The sequence below is a fragment of the Lysinibacillus antri genome, from assembly GCF_003977595.1.
GTDB lineage: Bacteria > Bacillota > Bacilli > Bacillales_A > Planococcaceae > Ureibacillus > Ureibacillus antri.
Genome location: NZ_RYYR01000054.1, coordinates 1 through 3,076, shown reverse-complemented (window position 1 = coordinate 3,076; position 3,076 = coordinate 1). Strand labels below are relative to the sequence as shown.

Genomic DNA, 3,076 nt, shown 5'->3' with positions numbered 1-3,076 from the left:
GAGTGAACCAAGATTCAAGGGGGGTTCCCGCATGGGGCACGAATTCACGGGGCAGGGGGCCTGGATGAGTCTGGCCGTGGTTGCCGTCGCTGGGTGCTTTGGCCTGCGTATGTGCAGGGCAATGCTGCGATCACCGACCGCTTTCGGCCTGCGAAGGGAGGCGGTTACGTCAATGCTGAGACAGGTGAGCTTCTCTTGCCTGAGTTCGCACCAACGGGCGGCGGTTTTTCGCGCTTTGTGCGAATCCGACACACCCCGCGGCGAATCGAAGCGAACGGACCGTTCATGTGGATGCGTACGGCAGATGGCAGCGGCTTGGGCGGCATGCGTAGCTGACGCGCAAGCCGCTGCCATCTGTACAGATAGAGAGGGAAATACATGTTCATCGATTTGACGGATGCGCAGTTGCGGCACTTCGCGGGCACTGTCGTGTGGCTCTCCATGTGCGGTGGTGCCCTCGGCGCTCTGGCCTTTGGGCTGTTCATGTCGCTCATCACTCGCGCGATATCGAGCATCGGCAACTGGATGGACCGGCGCACCCGCATCTACACAGCGCGCATGCGGGCCACTGCCCTGCATCGCATCAACAGCAATGGCTGATCAGGTCATTCAGTGCGCGCAAGCCTGCACGGTCACCGTGCAGCACGAATTTGCCCTTCCGGTGCTCTCGCTGAGTCCCGAAGAGGGCGCAGCAATCAGCGGCGCCGTCCTGCTGATCTGGGCTGTCGGTTGGGGCTTTCGAGTCCTGATCCAGACGCTCAGAAATACCGACGGAAACCAAACTCAAGAGGACTGAAACCATGAATCGCATCAATACCCAAACCGCGCGCATTGCCGCAATCGCTGCTGCCGCAGCTCTGGCCGCTGGTGGCGCGAATGCTGCTGCTGTCGATGTGGCTGCGGTCGTCACTGACATCGGCGCTCAAGCTGCTCCCATTGGCCTGATCGGCGCCGCCGTGCTGCTGATCTACGTGGGCGTGAAGGCCTTCCAGTGGGTGCGTAAAGCGCTGAGCTAAATCGGCCATCAGGAACCCGCAGACCGGCCGGCTGCGGGGCCTTTTTTAAAGCGCCACGGGTGGCGTTTCAAAGAGGGGGTGCCATGGGCCTGTTCATCATCATTGCAATGCTGGGGGCCGCATGGCTTATCTTTTCCGCATAGTGGCGGCGTTATTTATTATCCTTTCATCTTCCCCTGCAATTTCTGCTGTGGATAAGGTGGCGATTTATGAGGATATGAATTATGGAGTCCACAAATCTGCCGCGTCAGCCTGCTCGTCAAATAATGCAATATTGCAGGCGCAGAACCCGGGAACTACAGTAACTTATCTAGGAAATAAGGATTTGACTTGTAATCATAGAAGCGGTAATCCGCCTGCATCGATTGATTTTACAAGTGCGGTAGCAAAGAAGTTAACTTGTCCAGAAAACAGCAGTAATAGTGCTGGCGTTTGCAGTTGCAGCACCGGTTATGTTGAGTCAGGCGGGCAATGCAAGCCTAAGGATGGGGAGCAATGCAAGGCTGGTACTAAGATGTATTTTGATGATCGACCGGGGAGCGTGCCGACTGCTATGTGCGAGAAGGGTTGCGTTGTTACTCTTAATAGCACCGTCGCATTTCAAAATTCCTCCGGTGTTTGGATGTGGGGCGGTGATGGCACTCAGACTGGCGGTAAGTGCGATGGTAATGCAGGCAATACACCAGGTGATGGCAGTGGCGCAGGCGGCGGCACGGGGGGCGGTACTGGTGGCACGGGCGGTGGCACAGGCGGTGGCACGGGTGGTGGCACTGGTGGCGGCACAGGAGGCGGCACAGGCGGTGGCACAGGCGGTGGCACAGGCGGTGGCACGGGCGGTGGCACGGGCGGCGGCACAGGGGGTGGCACAGGGGGTGGCACAGGGGGTGGCACAGGAGGCGGCACGGGCGGCGGCACAGGAGGCGGCACAGGAGGCGGCACAGGAGGCGGCGATTGCAAAGGTGACGATTGCGGCGACGGCAAAGGCAAGTTTGGCGGCTCTTGCTCTGCAGGCTTTACATGCGAGGGCGATGTTTTGCTTTGTGCAATTGCCAAAGAGCAGCATAAGCGCGCGTGCGAGTTATTCGTAAACGAGTCTCCAGAATCAAAGCTATATGACGAGGAAGCCGCTAAGGGTCGAAATCGTGACGTGACGAAAGATTTACCTGGAAATAAAGATGTGGACGTTTCTGGGCAGCTGAGTCAGGACGATTTGCTTGGTGGTGGTCAATGCATATCTGACTTGTCGGTGACTGTGTGGGGCACCGAAGTATCTTTACCTATGTCCCGTATATGTCCTGGTCTCGAATACATGGGCTGGGTGCTGGTCGCAGTGTCTAGCCTGGCTGGATTCCGTATTGTTTCCGGCGTTGCGAGGGAGTAATTAAATGCCTATTTTTCTCGCTGCACTGGGCGGCATGTTCCTTAATATTGCTGGCAGTCTCGCAGGACAAGTGCTGATTTCTCTCGGAATATCTGTTGTCACGTACATGGGTGTTGACACTGCGCTTGACCGTCTGAAGTCTGACGCTCTAACTGCTTTTTTCGGCCTGCCTTCTGAGTTGGTCGGTCTGCTTTCGTATATGAAAGTTGGCGTAGCCATCAGCATCATTACGTCAGCAGTAGCAGTGCGTCTCAGTCTTGCGGGCATGACTGGCGCGGTGAAACGATTCCGTAAACAGTGAGGTCGGCATGCTGTATCTGATCACTGGTGCCAATGGCGCAGGCAAGACACTCAATACGCTGAAATGGGTGCGTGAGCGAAGTGTAAAAGAGGGTCGTCCCGTCTGCCATAACGGGCGATTCGAACCAGTCGAAGGCGGTGAGCTTTCGAGCTGGAAGAGGATCGATTTCAAGGATTGGCAGAAAGAGCCTGACGGCACCATCTTCCTGATTGATGAGTGCCATAACGATATGCCCGTGCGGGGTGCAAGTGCGACCGTCCCGGACGAAATCCGCATGCTGGCCGAGCATAGGCGCCGGGGCATGGATTTCTACCTGGTCACACAGCACCCTCAGAACATCGATAACTTCGTGCGGCGCTTGGTTGGCTCGCCTGGCTG

General features: G+C 57.1%; 5 protein-coding genes. All 5 read left to right on the top strand.

Annotated elements, in window-relative coordinates; all coding sequences use genetic code 11:
* The first annotated feature begins 378 nt into the window (after window positions 1-378).
* Window positions 379-600: a hypothetical protein gene (locus EK386_RS19530; protein WP_034367007.1), complete on the top strand. Its 222-nt coding sequence runs from the start codon at window positions 379-381 to the stop codon at window positions 598-600.
* Window positions 601-800: 200 nt separating this feature from the next.
* On the top strand, window positions 801-1,016 hold the full coding sequence (locus tag EK386_RS19525; protein WP_126660850.1) for a major capsid protein: 216 nt from the start codon (window positions 801-803) through the stop codon (window positions 1,014-1,016).
* A gap of 121 nt (window positions 1,017-1,137) precedes the next feature.
* Complete coding sequence (locus EK386_RS20545) at window positions 1,138-2,397, top strand: virulence factor TspB C-terminal domain-related protein (protein ID WP_126660849.1); 1,260 nt, start codon at window positions 1,138-1,140, stop codon at window positions 2,395-2,397.
* 4 nt (window positions 2,398-2,401) lie between these two features.
* Complete coding sequence (locus EK386_RS19515; protein WP_082254222.1) at window positions 2,402-2,698, top strand: DUF2523 domain-containing protein; 297 nt, start codon at window positions 2,402-2,404, stop codon at window positions 2,696-2,698.
* A gap of 7 nt (window positions 2,699-2,705) precedes the next feature.
* Window positions 2,706-3,076 (top strand): zonular occludens toxin domain-containing protein (locus EK386_RS19510; RefSeq protein ID WP_218939079.1); only part of this gene is annotated, 371 nt, incomplete at its 3' end.